The 18,624-nt window shown below is 68.8% G+C and carries 16 protein-coding genes; 9 read left to right on the top strand and 7 right to left on the bottom strand.

Features of this window, described 5'->3' with window-relative positions; all coding sequences use genetic code 11:
• Positions 1-86 precede the first annotated feature (86 nt).
• Together ACTMTI_RS00875 and ACTMTI_RS00870 are read left to right on the top strand one after the other, a co-directional pair.
• Positions 87-1,517 carry a glycoside hydrolase family 3 protein gene (locus ACTMTI_RS00875; protein WP_441117527.1) on the top strand — a complete coding sequence of 477 codons (1,431 nt, stop codon included), beginning with the start codon at positions 87-89 and terminating at the stop codon, positions 1,515-1,517.
• Complete coding sequence (locus tag ACTMTI_RS00870; RefSeq protein ID WP_441117526.1) at positions 1,502-2,374, top strand: MurR/RpiR family transcriptional regulator; 873 nt, start codon at positions 1,502-1,504, stop codon at positions 2,372-2,374. The genes ACTMTI_RS00875 and ACTMTI_RS00870 overlap by 16 nt, the downstream gene beginning before the upstream one ends.
• A 258-nt stretch (positions 2,375-2,632) precedes the next feature.
• On the opposite strand, the gene ACTMTI_RS00865 is transcribed toward ACTMTI_RS00870, so the two are convergent.
• A complete protein-coding gene (locus ACTMTI_RS00865; protein WP_441117525.1) occupies positions 2,633-3,490 on the bottom strand; it encodes a bifunctional methylenetetrahydrofolate dehydrogenase/methenyltetrahydrofolate cyclohydrolase in 858 nt (285 codons plus the stop codon).
• A gap of 311 nt (positions 3,491-3,801) precedes the next feature.
• Between ACTMTI_RS00865 and ACTMTI_RS00860 the strand changes: the two genes are divergently transcribed.
• The 5 genes from ACTMTI_RS00860 (at position 3,802) to ACTMTI_RS00840 (ending at position 12,210) form a co-directional block, all read left to right on the top strand.
• The gene (locus ACTMTI_RS00860; protein ID WP_441117524.1) at positions 3,802-4,851 is read left to right on the top strand and encodes an ROK family protein; all 1,050 of its coding nucleotides are present in this window, start codon (positions 3,802-3,804) and stop codon (positions 4,849-4,851) included.
• A 234-nt stretch (positions 4,852-5,085) separates the two neighbouring features.
• On the top strand, positions 5,086-6,534 hold the full coding sequence (locus tag ACTMTI_RS00855; RefSeq protein ID WP_441117523.1) for a VMAP-C domain-containing protein: 1,449 nt from the start codon (positions 5,086-5,088) through the stop codon (positions 6,532-6,534).
• Between the two features lie 253 nt (positions 6,535-6,787).
• Positions 6,788-7,705: an AAA family ATPase gene (locus ACTMTI_RS00850; RefSeq protein ID WP_441117521.1), complete on the top strand. Its 918-nt coding sequence runs from the start codon at positions 6,788-6,790 to the stop codon at positions 7,703-7,705.
• Positions 7,702-11,898 carry an FxSxx-COOH system tetratricopeptide repeat protein gene (gene fxsT, locus ACTMTI_RS00845; RefSeq protein ID WP_441117519.1) on the top strand — a complete coding sequence of 1,399 codons (4,197 nt, stop codon included), beginning with the start codon at positions 7,702-7,704 and terminating at the stop codon, positions 11,896-11,898. Before ACTMTI_RS00850 ends, fxsT begins: the two co-directional genes overlap by 4 nt.
• A gap of 54 nt (positions 11,899-11,952) precedes the next feature.
• Positions 11,953-12,210 (top strand): DUF397 domain-containing protein, encoded by a 258-nt coding sequence (locus ACTMTI_RS00840; RefSeq protein ID WP_441117517.1) that lies wholly within the window; start codon positions 11,953-11,955, stop codon positions 12,208-12,210.
• On the opposite strand, the gene ACTMTI_RS00835 is transcribed toward ACTMTI_RS00840, so the two are convergent.
• Entirely contained in the window at positions 12,191-12,388 is a 198-nt protein-coding gene (locus ACTMTI_RS00835) for a DUF397 domain-containing protein (protein ID WP_441117515.1), read from the bottom strand. The genes ACTMTI_RS00840 and ACTMTI_RS00835 overlap by 20 nt on opposite strands.
• Before the next feature lie 140 nt (positions 12,389-12,528).
• Here ACTMTI_RS00835 and ACTMTI_RS00830 point away from each other — a divergent pair, with 140 nt between their 5' ends.
• A complete protein-coding gene (locus tag ACTMTI_RS00830) occupies positions 12,529-12,747 on the top strand; it encodes a DUF397 domain-containing protein (protein WP_441117513.1) in 219 nt (72 codons plus the stop codon).
• Here ACTMTI_RS00830 and ACTMTI_RS00825 read toward each other — a convergent pair.
• From ACTMTI_RS00825 to purN, 4 genes are all read right to left on the bottom strand, one after another.
• Positions 12,741-13,826, bottom strand: a complete 1,086-nt coding sequence (locus ACTMTI_RS00825; RefSeq protein WP_441117511.1) for an effector-associated domain 2-containing protein — start codon at positions 13,824-13,826, stop codon at positions 12,741-12,743. The two genes, ACTMTI_RS00830 and ACTMTI_RS00825, sit on opposite strands and share 7 nt — an antisense overlap.
• A 97-nt stretch (positions 13,827-13,923) precedes the next feature.
• Positions 13,924-14,100: a hypothetical protein gene (locus ACTMTI_RS00820; RefSeq protein ID WP_441117509.1), complete on the bottom strand. Its 177-nt coding sequence runs from the start codon at positions 14,098-14,100 to the stop codon at positions 13,924-13,926.
• Positions 14,101-14,221: 121 nt separating this feature from the next.
• Positions 14,222-15,760, bottom strand: coding sequence for a bifunctional phosphoribosylaminoimidazolecarboxamide formyltransferase/IMP cyclohydrolase (gene purH, locus ACTMTI_RS00815; RefSeq protein WP_441117507.1), 1,539 nt, complete (start codon positions 15,758-15,760; stop codon positions 14,222-14,224).
• On the bottom strand, positions 15,757-16,386 hold the full coding sequence (gene purN, locus ACTMTI_RS00810) for a phosphoribosylglycinamide formyltransferase (protein ID WP_441117505.1): 630 nt from the start codon (positions 16,384-16,386) through the stop codon (positions 15,757-15,759). The genes purH and purN overlap by 4 nt, the downstream gene beginning before the upstream one ends.
• A 75-nt stretch (positions 16,387-16,461) precedes the next feature.
• Here purN and ACTMTI_RS00805 point away from each other — a divergent pair, with 75 nt between their 5' ends.
• Positions 16,462-16,881, top strand: coding sequence for a hypothetical protein (locus ACTMTI_RS00805; RefSeq protein ID WP_441117503.1), 420 nt, complete (start codon positions 16,462-16,464; stop codon positions 16,879-16,881).
• 4 nt (positions 16,882-16,885) lie between these two features.
• Here the strand turns inward: ACTMTI_RS00805 and ACTMTI_RS00800 are convergent, their stop codons facing one another.
• Complete coding sequence (locus ACTMTI_RS00800; protein WP_441117501.1) at positions 16,886-18,514, bottom strand: cell division protein PerM; 1,629 nt, start codon at positions 18,512-18,514, stop codon at positions 16,886-16,888.
• Positions 18,515-18,624 lie beyond the last annotated feature (110 nt).

The following is an 18,624-nucleotide window of genomic DNA, read 5'->3' as shown; positions in this document are numbered from 1 at the left end:
TCTCGGAGGTGGTTGTATTGAGGGCGACGATGACAGAAAATTACCTTCAGATCAATAATGATGAAGGAAAATGCCTCGGGGGTTCCATGAGCGGTGACCTGTGCAGACTCGCGATGACGGTGCTGCATCCAGGGTTCGAGGGAACCTCCGCTCCCGACTGGCTGCGCCGCGCGCTGGGCGAGGGTCTCGGCGGGGTGGTGCTGTTCGCCCGCAACGCCATCGACGCCCAGCTCGTACGGCAGCTCCGCGCCGAGAACCCGGCCACGGTGGTCGCGATCGACGAGGAGGGCGGCGCGGTCACCCGGCTCGAGGTGGCGTCCGGCAGCGCCTTTCCCGGCAACTGGGCGCTGGGCGTGGTGGACGACGTCATTCTCACCGAGCGGGTGGGCCGCCAGATCGGCAGGATGCTCGCCGGGCTGGACATCACGCTCGACTATGCGCCCTCCGCCGACGTGAACTCCGACCCGGCCAACCCTGTGATCGGCGTCCGCTCGTTCGGTCCGGCCCCGGACCTGGTGTCCCGCCACACGGTCGCGTTCGTCAACGGGATGCAGGGGGCGGGTGTGGCCGCCTGTGCCAAGCACTTCCCCGGCCACGGCGACACCGTCACCGACTCCCACCTGGCACTGCCCACCGTGCACGTCTCCCGCGAGATCCTCTCCGAACGCGACCTGCCGCCGTTCCGCGCCGCGATCGGCGCAGGGGTGCGCTCGATCATGTGCGGCCATCTGCTCATCCCCGCTCTCGACCCGTCAGCGCCGGCGACGCTGAGCCGTACCATCCTGACCGAGCTCCTCAGGGGCGAGCTCGGTTTCGACGGGATGCTCATCACCGACGCGATCGAGATGCAGGCGGTGGCCGCCATGTACGCCCCCGGCGAGATCGCGGTGCGGGCCCTGGCCGCCGGCGCCGACGCCGTCTGCGTGGGACGGACGACCGAGGCGAGCCTGCACGAGATGCGCGACGCGATCGTGGCGGCGGTGCGCGCCGGAGTCCTGCCCGAGGAACGGCTGGCAGAGGCGGCCGCGCGGGTCCTCACACTCTCCGCGTGGTACGCCGCCCAGCAGCCGTCGCGCGAGCAGGCCCGCGTCGACGTCGACGAGGGCGTGGGCCTGGAGGCGGCCAGGGCGGCGCTGACCACGGCCGGCGCCGCCACGCTCGACCGCGCGCCGCAGGTCGTCGAGGTCAACACCCGCTTCAGCCAGGCGGTGGACCCCGCCACGCCGACCGGCATCACGGCGGCGCTCACCGCACTGCTGCCCGGCACGTCCAGAGTGCGGATGGAACCGGAAGGTGAGCTGCCGATGTTCGAGGACCGGCCGGTCGTGCTGGTGGTGCACGACGCCGCCCGGCACGCGTGGGTGCGGGACGTCGTGGCGAGGGCCGTCGCGGCGCGTCCCGACGTGATCGTGGTGGACACCGGCATCCCCGGACCGCCCGCGGGCGCCGCGCACGTCGCCACCCACGGAATCTCCCGCGTGTCCGCGCAGGCGGCGGCCGAATGGCTGGTCCAGTGATCGCGGAACAGGCCAACCCGGTCGCGAACGTACGAGCCGTGCTGCCCTCGCTCACCCCGGCGGCCCAGTCCATCGCCCGCCTCATCCTGGACGACCCCGGGCTGGTGGTGCGGAGCACGATCACCGAGTTCAGCACCGTGTCCGGGACGAGCGAGGCGACGATCGTGCGGACGGCGCGGGCGCTCGGCTTCGGCGGCTACTCGCAGATGCGCTTCGCGCTGGCGGCGGCCGTGGCCAAAGAGCCCGAGCGGCTGGTGCCCGGCGATCTCGCGCCCGACGATCCGCTGACGGATGTGATCGCCAAGGTCGCACGGGCAGAGTCGGAGGCGCTGGCGGACACGGCGGCGCAGCTCGATCCGGACCGGCTCGGCGAGGTGGTGCAGGCGATCTCGGGAGCGCGGCGGGTTGATGTGTACGGGGTGGCGGCCTCAGGGCTGGTCGCGGCGGACATGTCGCAGAAGCTGCTGCGGATCGGGCTGTCCAGTCATCCGTTCAGCGACGCGCATCTGGCTTTGACCAGTGCGGCGCTGCTGCGGAATGGCGATGTGGCGGTGGCGATCAGCTGCAGCGGGGAGACGCCGGACGTGCTGGTGCCCGCCCGGACGGCCGCCGAGGCCGGGGCGCTGGTCGTGGGAATCACCAACAATCCGCGGTCCTCCCTGGCCGGGCTGGCCGACCATACGCTGGTGTCGGCCGGGCGGGAGACGGCCTTCCGGCCGGGGGCGCTGGCCAGCCGGATCAGCCAGTTGCTGATCGTGGACTGCCTCTTCGTGGGGTTGGCGCAGCGCACGTACGACAAGGCCGACGCCGCCATCCGCGCCACCCGCGACGCCACCGACCGATACCGCAACCGGTGATCCCGGCCCCCTGACTACGATCCCGCCGACCCCGAACTGACCCCCCGTCTTTGAAGGGAGACTGAGAGGCGCCGTCCGTGGGCGAGCACCGTGTCGGGCGCCGGGCAGTCAAGCGCGAGCGACCGCCAGCGCGGCCAGGTCGGCTTCGATCTTGGCCGCTGCCGCCAGGAGCGGCGGCAGCAGGGCGCGCCTGGCCTGAGGGCAGTCGATGGCGGGGGCTCTTTGTCGTACGAGGCGAATCGCGCTATTGACGCTGATTCACCGGGCGCTCACTTGGCGTTCCGCGGCCTCCACGACGTTCGAGATCAGGAGGGCGCGCGTCATGGGACCGACTCCGCCCGGGTTGGGCGTGAGGAACCCCGCGACCTCCTCCACGTCCAGCGCCACATCACCGGCGATCTTGCCGTCCACCCGGGAGACCCCCACGTCCAGCACGGCCGCGCCGGGCTTGACCATGTCACGCTTGATGAGCTCGGGCACCCCCGCCGCCGCCACCACGATGTCGGCCCTGCGCACGTGCCCGGCCAGGTCCTGGGTGCCGGTGTGGCAGAGGGTCACGGTGGCGTTTTCGCTGCGGCGGGTCAGCAGCAGGCCCAGCGAGCGGCCCACCGTGATGCCGCGGCCCACGACGGCCACCTCGGCGCCCTTGATCGGCACGCCGTATTCCTGCAGGAGCAGCACGATGCCGTGCGGCGTGCACGGAAGCGGCGCGTCGACCATGTGGACGAGACGGCCGAGGTTGACCGGGTGGAGGCCGTCGGCGTCCTTCGCCGGATCCATGCGCTCGAGCAGGGCCATCGTGTCGAGGTGCTTGGGCAGGGGGAGCTGGACGATGTAGCCGGTGCACTCCGGGGAGGCGTTGAGCTCGTCGATGGCCGCCTCGACCTCGGCCTGCGTGGCGGTGGCCGGCAGATCGACGCGAATGGAGGCGATGCCCACCTCGGCGCAGTCGCGATGCTTGCCCGCCACGTAGATCTGGCTGCCGGGGTCGTCGCCCACGAGCACGGTGCCCAGGCCGGGCGTGACGCCGCGTTCCTTGAGCGCGGCCACTCGGGCCGCGAGTTCTGCCTTGATCTTGGCGGCGGTCGCCTTGCCGTCGAGTTTCACTGCGCTCATGCGGCAATCCTTCCACGCCTCCTCCCGCCCTTCGAACCAGGTCGGTACGCGAGGAGGGCTCATAAGTTATCCACAGATACCAGGCAGCCAGTACAGGTTATCCACAGATGACCTTTGACATCGTTGTCATTGATCTTGGAAAGGCTTAGTGTTACCGGCGCCATCAACAAGCTCACGGAGGTCCCCCCACCCATGCGAGGAGCCGCTCCACCACCAGGGCAGGAAACCGCCCTGCCGCCCGCCTCATCCCCTGGGCACGCCGCCTCCGCCCCGCTGGAGCATGGCAGGGTGCCGCTGCTGGAGGCGGGGCATTGACGACTTGCGTACTTGCCATTGACATCGGAGGAACCAAGCTCGCCGCCGCGCTGGTGGACGAGGCCGGTTCCATGTCGTGCTCCGCCACCCGGCCCACGCCGCGTACGGACGTCATGTCGGCCCTGGCGGCTCTCATCGCGGAGGTGACCGAGGGCGGCCCGCCACCCGTGGCCGCCGGGATCGGCTGTGCCGGACCGCTCGATCTCGCCACCGGGACCGTGAGCCCGGTCAACATGCCGAGCTGGCGTGGGTTCCCGTTGCGGGAGGAGGTTCACCAGCTGACGGGACTGCCCACCGTGCTCGCGGGCGACGCGCAGTGCTTCGCGCTCGGGGAACATTGGCTGGGGGCTGGACGCGGCAGCGCGACGCTGCTCGGCATCGTCGTGTCCACCGGGATCGGCGGCGGGTTGGTGCTCGACGGCGTGCCCCTGCCCGGTCCCACCGGAAACGCCGGACATGTCGGCCACATGTCCATCGACCCGTACGGCGAGCGCTGCGAGTGCGGTGGCCGTGGCTGCGTGGAGCGCTACGCGAGCGGCCCCAACCTCACCCGCTGGGCACTGGACAACGGCTGGACGCCCACACCCCACCATGCGGAGCCCGGCCCGGATGCCCCAGCAGGCCATGGCTCGGCCACGGGGAGCGCCGCACATGCACCGGCCGGAGCAGGCTCAACGGACGGGCAGCAGGTGAAAGCCGATGCGCGGGCGCTGGCCCGGGACGCGGAGGCAGGGCATCCTGTCGCGGTGGCGGCGTTCGAGCGTGGCGCGCGGGCGCTGGCCGGGATGATCGCCTCCACGGCCGCCGCGGTCGAGCTGACCACCGTGGTCGTCGGGGGCGGCGTGGCCGGTGCCGGGAGAGTGCTGTTCGATCCGCTGGAGCGGGCGCTCGACGACGTGGCCGGTCTGGCGTTCGTACGGGCCGTACACGTGAGGCCGAGCACGCTGGGGGTGCGTGCGGGCCTCGCCGGGGCCGCCAAACTCGCTTGGCAGCACGTCCCGGCCGCGCCCCGGCGATCAACAGCCGAAACCGCAACACCTGCCTGACGCGACTTCAGGTTTCACCGAACCCCTCGTGGGCTCCCTTGCCGGGCATGCATGACGGCAAGGGAGCCCGAACAACTCGCGGGGTGCGCGAGCCGCGTGGTCCACCGCACTTCTGCCGCCGGTTGAACGGTCCTGGACCATTCGCAACCGTCATACTCCGGCGAGCCTCTTGCGCGAATAGCTCCTCCTCGTTCACTTTATGCGTATCCACTGAGACGGGAGGCGGCAAGGGGGGTGCGCGACCATCGATTCGACCTGAGAGCGGTCATCAAGCGACTGGTGAGCATTTCGGGGATGCAACCCGACAATTTGCTGGCCGCGCTCAATATCGAACTGGAGTCGTCGCACATCCTTCTCCAGCACGCGCTCGATTCGACTCCCGATCTTTTCGACCTCGTCGGCACCTGTCTCAGCATCGAAGGCGGCTCCCGGGCATTTGTGAACGCCCTGAGGAGACTGCACGAGGACTCCCCCGAAGTCGACGAGATCGCGAAACTGCTGAGCCCGGCCGCGCCTTTCCTTCAGGAAGACGACGAGCGACGCATTCAGGAACTGCTCCTGCAGGTCAACGTCGACAACCTGGCCGAGCTCTATCACGTGGCCACCGAGGGGGTCGCGCGCATCTATCCGCCGGGGCTCACCAACATCTGGGAGGTCTTCTACTACCTCCTCGACTCCAACGTCAGGCCGGGCCGCCTGGCGCCGCATCTGCGCCTGGTCGCCTTGGTGGTCAGAGACCTCCTGCACGGCCACTCGCCGCCGGTCCCGGGTCTTGCGGTGGAGTTACGCCGGTGGATGTACCAGCAATGCGACGGGCTGCGTCAGAGCGGGGACAGCGACGCCGCCGCCGAACTCGACCTGCTGCTCCGCAAGCCGCCGCCGCAACAGACGAGGAACGACTTCCCCGTCACGTTGATCGTGCACATCGCCCCGCTGCCGGCTCCCAACGACGACCGCGACCTGCACAACGTCAGCTATTGGTACCAGGTCGACCACGTGCAGTGGCAACCGGAGCGAGGCGAGGACAAACACCTGCCCATGAGGGACGTTCCCCGCTACGTGCTCGATTTGGTGGAACAGGCGGAGGAGGGGTGGGGCTACGGGGTTCGCGGCCCCCTCCTGCTGGAGTTCATCCTGCCGATCGAGCTGATCAATCTGGAGGTGGACCGATGGCCTCTCGAGGAGAACCTGTCATCACCGGAGACGCTCGGCTCGGAGTACGAGGTCGTCGTTCGCGGTGATCCGGACCTGCGTCCCAGCCGCAGGGACAAGGACTGGCACACCCGGTGGGAGACCTTCCTGAAAGGCAACGGCGGCGTCCACCAGATTCCCTTGGACGAGCCCTACGACCTGACGCGGCTCCGCGACGACTTGACGGGGATCCACCTGGTCGCCTGCGTTCTTTCCACGCCGCCGGATCGCGACCCGGGCAGATCGGAAATCCGGGAAGCCATCAAAAAGGGACTTCCGATTGTTTTGTGGTGCAGAGACAGCATGAGCAATAAGGACTTTCGAACAGCAGTTGCGGACGCCATAGACCCGCCGAAACTCAAGAAACTCCCGACCGCCATCAAGGATCTCCGCAGCTCCCGGCCGAAAGCATGTGGCAACGTCGCCCTCTTTTGGGACGACCCAAACCACCCCGTCCCCGGTTTGCATCGCCTACGGACACCTTCTTCATAAGGGTTGCGTCGTTCCCCACAGAAAGAGGATGCTGCAATGAAGTACTGGCCGCCTGACGCGAACTCGCGCGCCTAGCAGAGGACGTCGACAGATGAGCGCCGAAAGGTCACGCATTGCCGGCGATACCGCCGGCATGCCCAGGGGATGGTTCATCTATCAGGGGACTGGCCGGCCGTTAACCGACATTTCACTAGGCACCGCCCTGCCTGCCCCTCCTCCCTGGCGAGATTTCCGCGGCGGCCCGGCCCTGCCGATGCCGCCTGAGGACACCGACGAGCTAGACCGCAGGCTCGGACCTGTCGACTTCGACCACCCGCGCAAGGTGGATGAACGCGAAGTCATCGCCGTCAACGCCGCCCTCTTTCTACGCCGGCCGCTGCTGGTCACCGGAAGTCCGGGCGTCGGCAAGTCGACGCTTCCCTACCAGGTGACCAGGGAACTGCGCCTCGGACCCGTGCTGCGCTGGCCCATCAACAGCCGCACGACCCTGCGCTCCGGCCTGTACGAATACGACGCGATCGGCCGGGTGCAGGAGGCGCGCAGGCGCGTCGAGGCCAACGACATGGAGCCGGAGACGGACATCGGCGACTACCTGCAGCTCGGTCCGCTCGGCACCGCCCTGCTCCCGCACGAGCTGCCCCGCGTGCTGCTGATCGACGAGTTCGACAAGGGCGACGCCGACCTGGCCAACGATCTGCTCGATGTGCTGGAGGAGGGCAGTTACAAGATTCCCGAGCTCTACCGCATTCGAGCCCGTAACCCCGAAGTCACCGTCCCCACCTCCGATCACGGGCATCCGGCCCGCATCAAAGAGGGCATGGTCCGCTGCCGCGCGTTCCCCTTCATCGTCATCACCAGCAATCGCGAGCGCGAGTTTCCGCCGGCCTTCCTGCGGCGATGCGTTCAGTTCGAGATGCCGGAGCCGGGGCCCGAACGCTTGGCCGATCTCGTGGCCGCGCATTTCTCCACGGCCGCGGGGCCGCACAAGGACAGGCTGATCCAGGAGTTCATGAGCTATCGAAAGCGCCAGCCGGTGGCCGCCGACCAGCTCCTGAACGCCCTCTACCTGGCCATTCAGCGATCCGGGCAGGAGCCAGAGGCGGACGACGAGGGCTGGCGGCAGGTTCTCGAGGTCGTGCTCCAGCGACTGGACACGGTGAACACGGCGTGAGGGGACAGGGCGATCCGCCAGAGCGCGTCTCAGCCGCGGGACCGCAGTGGGAGCTCGCGGCCGATGTGCTCTGGCTGGCCTCGCGGGTGGCCGAGCCACAACCTCCCATGGAGGCTCCGGTGCCGCCGAGCCCTGCACCGATCAAGGAGTCCCCGCAAGAGCCGCCCTGCACCCCATCGGACCCCGCGCCGCGGCTGGAATCTTTCCCCGACCCCGACGAGGTCCTGGTCGTCGAGAATGGGCTCGCGGAGACGCTGGATTCGTCGTCGACGGCGCTGGAAGCCGACCGGCCGCAGCTCGCCCGCCGGGCGGTCACGCGGGCGTTCAGTCCTCTGAGCACGACGGTCCCCTCGCCTCACCACCCGCCCGTGCTCAACGAGGAGGCCACCGCCGAACAGGCCGCTCATGACGGGCTCTTTCTGCCGGTCGTGGACGAAGCCCGCGAGCGCCTCCTCGATCTGGACATCGTGCTCGACGATGGGCGCTTCGCGATGATCCACCGAGAGCAGATGCTCGGCTTGGTAGCCGCGCTCGCTCATACCGGAGCGTTTCGCCGGCAACGGGTGCACCTGCTGAACACCGACATCGAGGCCGGGGAGGAACTGCAGCTACGGGCACTGCATCCGGCAAGCCCGCCCTATACCGCCACGAGACTGGCTCGTCCGGAGAAGACGCGACGGCGACTGATCATCGTCGTCACGGACGGCGTGGGCAACGCCTGGCACAACAAGGCGGCGCATCGCCTGCTGGCGCATTGGGGACGCGGATCCACCGTCTGCATGGTGCATCTCCTGCCTGCTTGGCTCTGGCGGCACACGGGCACAAGGGCGGCCCGGACGACCTTACACAGCCCCTCACAGGCGAGCCCGAATTCCTCCTACCGCGCGGATGGCCGCATTTCCGGTGCGGTACACATTCCCGTCATCGAGCTGGCGCCCGAACAGATTCAGTCCTGGGCGGAGTTCGTCATAGGCGATCACACCTCGTGGCGGGGGACCGCCATGGCGTGCTCCGCGAGGGACGAAGCAGCCGACCTGGAGGACGCCGACGACGACCTCTCGCCGGAGCAGCGGGTCCGGCGCTTCAGGATGGACGTCACACCGACCGCTTTCCAGCTTGCCGTGCATCTGGCCGCGGCACCGCTGAGCCTTCCGCTCATCCGGCTCGTGCAGCGCAAGCTGCTGCCGCGCTCCACCGAGGAACACCTGGCCGAGCTGATGGGCAGCGGGCTCGTGCAGGCCAATGCCCCGCACGGCGAGCGTCTGCCCGTGGTCGGCGCCATACCGTACGACTTCCGGCCGGGCGTCCGCGAGGAGCTCCTCCTGGCGGGGCGCAGGTCGGACACCGCCAGAGTGCTCATGACGGTCGCCGATCACCTCGGGGACGAGATCCATGAGCTACGCGAGTTACGCGAGGTGATCGCCTCTCCAGGGTCGGCCCCCTTACCGGAGCTGCCCGAGGAACTCACCCCATTGGTCGAGCCCACGGTGGCCGGGCTCGAGGCGATGGCGGGCCCGTACAGCAAGCCGGCGCGCGAGCTGAAGAGCGCCCTCAGCAGTGAAACGGAACCCGGGCGATCAGGCCACGCGCATCGCGAACTGCTGCCTCCAGAAGAGAACGTCTATCAGCACGTCGCCAGAAATCCCCCTGAACCAGATTATTTCGGAGTCACCGTGAACATGACCTCGACGCCCTCGGCCCGAAAGCGGCAGCCTGACGACCCACCTCCGGTGTGGAACGTCCCGGCGAGAAACGCGATGTTCACCGGGAGAAGCGACCTGCTGGACCTGCTCGACAAGAAACTCCAGTCGGGAAAGACGGCCGTGCTGCCCGAGGCATTGCACGGGCTCGGCGGCGTCGGGAAGTCGCAGATCGCCATCGAATACTGCTACCGGCACCAGGAGGACTATGACCTGGTCTGGTGGATCCCCTCCGAGCGCCTTCCCATCGTGCGCCAGGCGTACGTGGATCTGGCCACGCATCTTGAGCTGGACGTCAGCGAGCCGACAGTGACGGTGCCCGCCGTCAAGGAAGCCTTGCGGCTGGGCAAGCCATACAGCAAATGGCTATTGGTGTTCGATAACGCCGAAGACGTGGAAGAGATCCAGCGGTTCTTCCCGACGAACGGCCCAGGCAAGATCATCATCACCTCCCGCTCCCGCAACTGGTTCCGGCACGCCAACGGCCTGGAAGTAGACGTCTTCCATCGGGAGGAAAGCCGGGAGCTGCTGCGCCGGCGCGGCCCTGAGTTCACCGACGCGGAGGCCGACGAGATCGCCGAGCGGCTGGGCGACCTGCCGCTGGCCATCGAACAGGCCGCGGTGCTGCTGGCGGAGACCGGCATGCCGATCGCCGACTATCTGCGGCTCTTCGACGACAAGCGTGCCGAACTGCTGCGGATGGAGGGCTCCGCCCTGCCCGTGGCGGTGGCGTGGAACATCTCGTTCGAACGGCTCCGCCAAACCGATCCCGCCGCGCTCCAGCTGCTGCAGGTGTGCGCGCACCTCGCGCCAGAGCCCATCCCCTGGCAGATCCTGACCAGTAGCCGCGATCTGGCCGGGCCGGCCGAACTCGTGGAGGGGTTGCGCGACCCGATCGCGCTCCTCCGCATGATTCGCGCCATCGGTCAGTATTCCCTCTGCAAGGTGAACCACCGCGACAACTCGCTCTCCCTGCACCGCTTGGTGCAGCGCGTGGTGACCAGCCAGATGCCAACGGAGGACGCGCATCTGGCCAAACACTGCGGGCACCTGCTGCTCGCCAACGCCGACCCCAAGAAACCGCGGGATCGCCGCAGCTGGCCCGAGTATCAGGCGCTGCTGCCGCACGTGCTGGCATCCAACCTCGAGGAGTGCGACGACCCGTGGGCGAGGCAACTCTGCCTCAACCTCATCGACTACCTCTACCTATGGGGCGACAACGACGGCTATCTGGCGATGGCGCGGCGTACCGTCGAGACGTGGAGAGCGTTGGAGTCACTCGGGCCCGAGCATGACGCGACTCTCGACGCGGAGCTGCGCCTGGGCCGGGCACAGAACAGATTCGCCGACTTCGTCGGCGCGTATCAGACACACCTGCACGTCAGGGACACCCTGCGGGACCGCCTCGGACCCGACCACGAACGCACGCTCGAGGCCGAGGGCTTCCTCAGCACCGACTTGCGTTTCCTCGGCCGGTTCAGGGAGGCGCTGGAGATCGACCTGCACGCCTACGAAACCCTGCTCCGCCGCTTCGGCCCGGACGACCCCCTCACACTGGAGCAGGCCCACCTCTTGTGCATCGACTGGCGGCTCAACGGCGAGCCGGTCAAAGCCAAGCGACTGGACGAGGACACCTACCGCCGGAAAGAGGAGGTGCTGGGCCCCGACAGCATCAGCACCCAGAGCACCCGTGCCGCTCTGGTGATCGACGAGATGGAATGCGGCAACTACCTCGAGGCCCTCAAGCTGCAGGAGCAGCACAACGCCGTCATGGTCCGCAGGTACGGCAAGGGCCACCCAGGAGCCATGGAGAGCACCGCTCTGCTGTCAGTGATGAAGCGCAAGGCCGGTCATCACGACGAGGCGCTCAAGCTCTCCGAGGAGGCACTGGCGCTGTTCACCGCCCGTTACGGGGAGAACTACCAGAGTACGGTGGCCACATCACTCAACCATTCGGTGAACCTGCGCCACATCGGTGATCTCACCAAGTCGGTGGAACTCGGGCAGAAGGCCAGGGAGTCCTACGAAAGGCTCTTCGGCCCGGAGCATCCGAACGCGCCGATCGCCGACGTCAACGTCGCGGTCAGCCTCCGGCTCCTCCGGCAGCTCGACGAGGCCTACAAGCTGGATCAGGAGGCTCTGGCCGCCTTCACCGCGCTGCTCGGACCCGACCATCCACGAACGCTGGTCTGCGCGGTCAACCTGGCCAGCGATCTGTACGAACTCGGGCAGTACGACAAGGCGCTGGCGCGCGACCGCGACACCCTGGAGCGGCTGCGCACGCTGCAGGGCGCCGACCACCCGACCACCCTGGCCTGTGCGCACAATCTCGGCCTCGACCTGCGCGCACTGGGGCAGGAGAGCGAGGCACGACCGCTACTGGCGGAAACGCTCACGAGATACCAACGAGTGCTCGGAGAGAAGCATCCCGCTTATGCCTCCGCTCGCAAGGGGGATCGGCAGAACTGCGACATCTATCCCATCCCGCTCTAGGGGAGGCTCGTCCAAGCGCTGGTAGGTTCCCAAACCGACCTGGAGTCAAGCAACGTGATCAACGAAGCGGATCTCGCAAGGGCCAGCTGGCACAAGAGCACGTGGAGCAACGAACAAGGGGGCTGCGTCAGTGTCGCGAATCTGGGGCTGCATTGCGCGGTCAGGGACAGCAAGAACGTCGACCGGTATTTCGTGGTGTCGTTGTCGTCCTGGCGGGCTTTCGTCACGGGGGTGAAAGAGGGGAAGTTCGGCTTTCCGGGGCGCGAAGCCGGCGGATCCGCGCCCCAGCCCGTCAGAGCGACCGAGACCTGATCGCCCGGACGAACGCCGACCAAGAGTCCCTGGAGAACGTCAAATGAGGCCCGCTCGGGTCCTTCGAGTCACGCACCCCCAGATGCGAACCGAGCTCCGCCACCTCCACACAAGTGCCGAAGTCCTGCTCAGCGCTGTAGCTGCTCTTACGCCAAACTGGCGCCTGCGCGTCCCGCATAGATCTTCCTCTCTCATAGGGTGGGCGTCCACAGCCAGGATAGCTGTATGCAATCAAACGAACACTCTCCGCGACACATCGTGCGGACACGAGTCCTCGTGCCGCTCCGCTGATCGCCCCGATCCGGATAGGATCCACGCATGACGCAGGTCAAGCCCACGCCCGATGACTTCGATCTGTCCGCTGTCGAGTGGGTCGGCAGCGCGGAACATCTTAGTGAAGATCCAGTCCAGGTGGCATTCGTCGGTGAAAACGTTTTGATGCGCAACGGCGCGGAGACGGATCGGGTGCTGGTGTTCACCCAGGCCGAGTGGGACGCCTTCGTCGCCGGCGCGGTGGACGGCGAGTTCGACTACTGAGAGAGCGCGGCGGCGAGGTCGCGTAGCGGCTCGGAGTCCTCGCCCTCGAGGCCGGCGAGCACCGCGATGAGCCGGTCGAATCCCGCCGGGTGCTGGGCACAGGCGTGCGCCAGGCTGAGGAGCGCGTACCGGGTCCTGTTGTCGCGAGCCACCTTGCCCTCCACCGGTGGGCCCATGAGGCGGAGCACCAGGTCCCGGTCACCGGGGGTCTGCAGCGACGGGACGAGCTCCATGAGCTTGACGAGGTCGAGCAGCTCCGGGGTGCTCTGCTGGGGGGTGACCGGTTTCAGGACATCCAGCAGCACCCGGAGATAGGCCGCCGCGGTCAGGGATGCGTACGGCTGCCAGAGATCGTTCTTGCGCGCATCGCCGTAATCACTGACCCCGCGGATCACGAGGCATTCACGCCCGCCCAAGCCCGCGCTGTTCGCCACCCCCGCCCCCTCCATTTCCATGGCGATCAGATCGTGTGCCCGCGCGGTCTCGTCTCGTCTGGCGGCGCTGCGCAGCAGCTCATCACCGCTGCCGATGAAACCGTAAACGGCCTCCGGTCCCCGCTTCGGCGCCCCGGCGGGGCGGCGGTAGGCGAGCGAGGGCAGCGGCTCCAGCCACGTCTCCCACGGCCGTTCGCCGCGTAACTGGGCCGCGCGTATCTCGTTCACGCCACGCATCAGGAACGGCGAAGCCGGTAACGGTATGCCGCGTAAGGTGACGCTCTCGTCGGTGATCCGGCGGTGGCCGTAGTGGATGACGCCGGCGCTGCCCACCACGATGTCGCCCAGCCGCACGTCCCGCTCTGGATCTTCCGGGCGCGGCACGCCCAGCGCGATGCCGCACATGACGACGGCTCGTACGCCCGGAAAACTGCGGACGAGGTGGGCGGTGGCGTCCGCGGCGCTCGTGTTGCCCGTGGTGACCAGGTTGGTCGACACCACGAGGCCGCATCCGAGCTCGGCCATGGTGTAGAGGTTGGGGTCGTTACGGCGGCGCCCTGGCTCTTTACAACCCAGGACATAGCGTACGGCGGTGGTTTCCACCGGAAGAGCGGTGATCACGCCGACGAGAGGAGAGCCGGTCATCCGTCGCTCCGCGAAAGAGGTGTCTGCTCACAGACTAGATTGGCGCGGCCGTCAACGGACGATATTTCCGAAGCATCCCGGTGAAAGGGAGGGTTCGCTACTCCCGCTCCATCAACTGAGCTTCCCGGCGCTCGATGATCCGGCGGGTGAACGGGATGAACTCGACGACGCGGCTGCCGAGGTAGGCGCCGACGAAGGCGAGCACCAGGAGCACGACGGGGCTGGTGGCGAAGCCGTTCATGGTGACGAAGGCCTGCAGGATCAACTCGAGCAAGGGGCACTCCGGGGACTGGGAGCGAGCGGGGAGGAAATCAGGCTAACCGCACCCGACCAATGCTCGCCGCCAAAACCACCAAAAGGGCGACATGATCGGTCATGTCGCCCTTTTGGGATGATCAGTGGAAGAAGTGCCGAGTGCCGGTGAAGTAGAGGGTGATGCCGGCCTTCTCGGCGGCCTCGATCACCAGCTCGTCCCGGATGGAGCCGCCGGGCTCGACGACCGCGCGTACCCCGGCCTCGATCAGCACCTCCAGGCCGTCGGGGAACGGGAAGTACGCGTCCGAGGCCGCGACCGAGCCGGGCGCGCGCTCGCCGGCCCTGGTGACCGCGAGGCGGCACGAGTCGACCCGGTTGACCTGGCCCATGCCCACGCCCACGGTCGCCCCGCCGCTGGCCAGGAGGATGGCGTTCGACTTCACCGAGCGGCAGGCCCGCCAGGCGAACTCCAGGTCGGCCAGCACCTCGGGCGAGGCCGGCGCGCCGGTCTTGAGCTCCCACTGGGCGGCCGCGTCGCCGGGCGCGTCGACCCGGTCCACGGTCTGCACCAGGAGGCCGCCGTCGACCTTGCGGAACTCCGTCGGCTGCGCCGGCCCCTCCGGGCAGGCCAGCAGCCGCAGGCTCTTCTTGGCGCGCAGCACCTCCAGCGCCTCCGCGTCGTAGCCGGGGGCGATGACGACCTCGGTGAACACGTCGGCGATCTGCCTGGCCAGCTCGGCCGTGACCGGGCGGTTGACGGCGATCACACCCCCATACGCCGACCCCGGGTCGCAGGCGTGCGCCTTGCGGTGCGCGTCGGCCACGTCGGCGCCGATCGCGATGCCGCACGGGTTCTGGTGCTTGATGATGGCCACGCAGGGGTCGGAGAAGTCCCAGGCGGCCCGCCAGGCGGCGTCGGCGTCGAGGTAGTTGTTGTAGGACATCTCCTTGCCGTGCAGCTGCTCGGCGTTGGCGAGGCCGTCGGTGCCGTCGGTGTAGAGAGCGGCGCGCTGGTGCGGGTTCTCGCCGTAACGCAGGGTCGCCTTGCGCTGGAACGCGGCCCCGGTGAAGGCGGGCAGCTCCTCCTCCCCGTACGTCCCCGCGAACCAGTTGGCCACGGCCACGTCGTAGGAGGCGGTGTGGGCGTACGCGATGCCCGCCAGCCGGCGGCGCTCGTCGAGCGTGAAGCCGTCTTCGGCCAGCGCGGTGCGTACGTCGCCGTAGAAGGCGGGGTCGACCACGACGGCGCAGGTGTTGTGGTTTTTCGCGGCGCCGCGGATCATGGCGGGCCCGCCGATGTCGATCTGCTCGACGCACTCGGCGTCGGACGCGCCGGAGGCCACGGTCTCCTGGAACGGGTAAAGGTTGACCACGACGAGCTGGAACGGGTCGATCTCCAGCTCCTCGAGCTGGGCCACGTGGTGCGGCTTGGTGACGTCGGCCAGCAGCCCGGCGTGCACGCGCGGGTGCAGCGTCTTGACCCGGCCGTCGAGGCACTCGGGAAACCCGGTCAGCTGCTCGACCTTCATCACCGGGATCCCGTACGACGCGATCGCGGCGGCCGTGCCGCCCGTCGAGACGATCTCCACGCCCGCGCCGTCGAGTGCCCTGGCCAGCTCTTCGAGCCCGGACTTGTCGTAAACAGCGATCAGCGCGCGCCGGATGGCGATGCGAGTCACGTGGATTCCCCTCCTGATTGTTTGCCGATCCGGACGCTACGTCCGGTGACCGTCCAGCCCTCGCGGGCCATCCGGCCGACGATCTCGACGAGCAGGCGCCGCTCGACGGTCTTGATGCGCTCGTGCAGGCTCGCCTCGTCGTCGTCCGGGAGCACGGGCACCGCTTCCTGGGCGACGATCGGCCCGGTGTCGATCCCCTCGTCGGCCAGCATCACCGTACAGCCGGTGACCTTGACCCCGTGGGCCAGGGCGTCGCGCACGCCGTGCGCGCCGGGGAACGACGGCAGCAGCGCCGGGTGGGTGTTGAGCACGGGGAAGGCGTCGAGCGTCGGCTTACCCAAAATCTTCATGAAGCCCGCCGACACCACCAGGTCCGGCTCGTAAGATGTGATCTTGGACGCGATCGCGGCATCCCAGTCCGCCCGCGTCGGGTAATCACGCAATTTTTCGACAAAAGTCGGGACGCCTGCCCTGACGGCCCTGGCCAGCCCTTCGATCCCATCCCTGTCGGCACCGACCGCTACCACGCGGGCGCCGTACGAGGGGTCGGCAGAAGCGTCCAGCAGGGCCTGTAGGTTGGTTCCAGAGCCGGAGACGAGGACGACGAGCCGCCCAGCCTTAGACACGCACACGCTCCAAAGAGGAAACAGGGTGGGTAGCCAGGGTATCTGTTCGTCGTCCGGCGACGCAGAGGAGGTCAGGTGTCGACACCGGTGCAAGCACCGGCAGGCCAGCAGCCCGCCGATTCGGCGGGCCGCCGAGCGATCTGGTTGTCCATCGCAGCGCTGGCCATGACGTTCATGTTGCCGCTCGCCGGCCTGGTCATGGCGCTGTTCGCGCTCGTGGCCGGGATCCGCGCGCTGCCGCTGCTCAAAGCCGCGGGCAAGCCCACAGGTGTGGCCGTGGGCGGCATCACGGTCTCCTCGATCGCGCTGACGCTGTCGGCCTTGGCCACGGGGATGCAGCTGTATCTGATGGACGAATACTCCGCCTACCAGGAGTGCATGAAGGGCGCGGGCACCGTGTCCTCGCAGGGCGAGTGCTTCACCCAGTTCAGGGACGCGGCGCAGCGCAAGCTCCCTGCCGACGTGCTCGAACTGCTCGGCGCGATGCAGCCGTAGCCGGCTAATCGCGGTCCCAGGCGTAGGGATCGACGTAGATGACGTGCCCGCCCCGGTCGTCGGACTCGTCCACGATGTCCTTCCGCGGCGGGCGCGGTGCGGGCTCGGGCGGCTGCGGGCGGGCCTGGGCCAGCGTCTCGGCCTCCGCGGAGGCGTGCTCGTCCTGCCAGTCGTCCCTGATGACCGGGATCTCCTGGGTGTCGGCCTCGGTGGCGTCCATCCAGTGGCCGGGCAGCGGCCGGTGGTCCGACTCGGCGAGCCCCACCTTGCTCGCCGCCTTGGCGATCGCGGCCCCGGCCTTGCGTACCGGGGCGGCCGCCTTGTCGAGCGGCGCGCGAGCCTTATTGCTGAGCAGCAGCAGGTTGGTCACCCCCGCCGAGATGCCCGCGGCCACGCCGACCTCCAGCGCCACCGACAGCGCGACCTCCCAGGGCGAGGGGCCGATCGCGGCCAGCCGCCCGCCGCCGATGGGCCCGCCGGACAGCGCCGCCAGCACCCCCGCCACCACGCCGGTGGAGACCCCGGTGAAGAAGCCCCAGAGCGGCGCGGCCTCATATGACGGCGACGGCGAGATCCTGGCCACCATCACCCCCGCCACGGCCCCTGCCGCGAACGGCAGCGCGACCACCGCCATCATCCACGCGGGCACGGGCCCGCTCTCCGGCAACGCCCCCAGCAGCGGCAGGCTCGGCACCGTGCCGAGCTGCACCCCCGTGGGCGCGACCAGGGTGTCCGCGCCGATGGCGAATCCCGGGCCGGCGATGTAGGAGAAGGCCCAGATGACGGCGTTGAACAGGTAAAGCACCTGAAGCAGCACCAGCAGCGCCCCGCCCACGAACCCGGGCGAGAGCACGCTGGACAGCTCCTTGACCTGGTCGAAGTTCAGCACGACGGCGACCAGCACCAGCCCCAGCCCGGACACCACCAGCAGCGCGGTGGCGACCGCCGTGCCGACGGTGAGGGCGCGCACCCGCTCGGGCAGCAGCCGGAGCATCACCCGCCAGGGCCCGATCATCCGCGCCGTGGCCAGCGCCCCGGCGAGGAACGCCAGCACGAAATGGCTGAACAGCGCCTCGCCGATGAACGGCTGCGTGATCTCGTTGCTCGCCACGAGCGCGATCAGGCCGGCGAGCAGCGCGTACGGCGCCGCCAGCGACACCCCCGCCTGCAGCACCAGCACGAGCTGCGCCCGGCGGCGCGCCTGGGCCTGCTCGCGCGGGCTGTTCTTGGGCAGCCGCGCGGGTAGCCGCAGCCGCAGGTCGGCGTCCCTGGCCATCCACCGCCCGGCCCGGTAGAGCAGCATGGCCGGCAGGAAGATCAGCCCGATCGGCAGCAGCCCGACCCGCCCGCCGGGGATCGCGAACCCGGCGTGGTGCGCGGCCAGCCAGAGCTGCGCCGCCGTACGGAACACGCCCGGCAACCCGGCGCCCAGCGTGCCGCGGGGGGCGGCCATCCAGCCGACCAGCGTGAGCGTGGTCAGCACGGCCAGGCCGACGCCCAGCGTGCAGGCGGCGGCGAGCATTCCTGACACGGGGAGCGGCCGCCTCGCCTCGTCGTCGTCGCCTGAGGCCCCGGGGAGCTTGCCGAGCACCGACCGGGGGGCAGTGCGCAACTGGTCGAGAATCGCCGTCACCGTGCGATTTTCTCAACCTTTCCCAACCAACGCTTGGTTGACGCGCCGGGCGGAGCTGCTTTCCAAGATTTACGCTCCGCCGTGGTCGCCCGTGCCATGGTCGCCCGTGG

Origin of the sequence: Nonomuraea sp. H19 (assembly GCF_052068215.1) — a bacterium.
Lineage (GTDB): Bacteria > Actinomycetota > Actinomycetes > Streptosporangiales > Streptosporangiaceae > Nonomuraea.
Note: the sequence above shows the minus strand (reverse complement) of the source record. Positions and strands in the feature narration are given on the sequence as shown.

What these genes read in the sequence shown, in the direction of transcription:
- ACTMTI_RS00870 (WP_441117526.1), top strand. Translation starts at nt 1,502, where the DNA reads ATGGCTGGTCCAGTGATCGCGGAACAGGCCAACCCGGTCGCGAACGTA.
- ACTMTI_RS00835 (WP_441117515.1), bottom strand. Translation starts at nt 12,388, where the DNA reads ATGCGGGACGCGCAGGCGCCAGTTTGGCGTAAGAGCAGCTACAGCGCT.
- ACTMTI_RS00850 (WP_441117521.1), top strand. Translation starts at nt 6,788, where the DNA reads ATGCCGCCTGAGGACACCGACGAGCTAGACCGCAGGCTCGGACCTGTC.
- ACTMTI_RS00830 (WP_441117513.1), top strand. Translation starts at nt 12,529, where the DNA reads ATGACGCAGGTCAAGCCCACGCCCGATGACTTCGATCTGTCCGCTGTC.
- ACTMTI_RS00825 (WP_441117511.1), bottom strand. Translation starts at nt 13,826, where the DNA reads ATGACCGGCTCTCCTCTCGTCGGCGTGATCACCGCTCTTCCGGTGGAA.
- ACTMTI_RS00875 (WP_441117527.1), top strand. Translation starts at nt 87, where the DNA reads ATGAGCGGTGACCTGTGCAGACTCGCGATGACGGTGCTGCATCCAGGG.
- ACTMTI_RS00865 (WP_441117525.1), bottom strand. Translation starts at nt 3,490, where the DNA reads ATGAGCGCAGTGAAACTCGACGGCAAGGCGACCGCCGCCAAGATCAAG.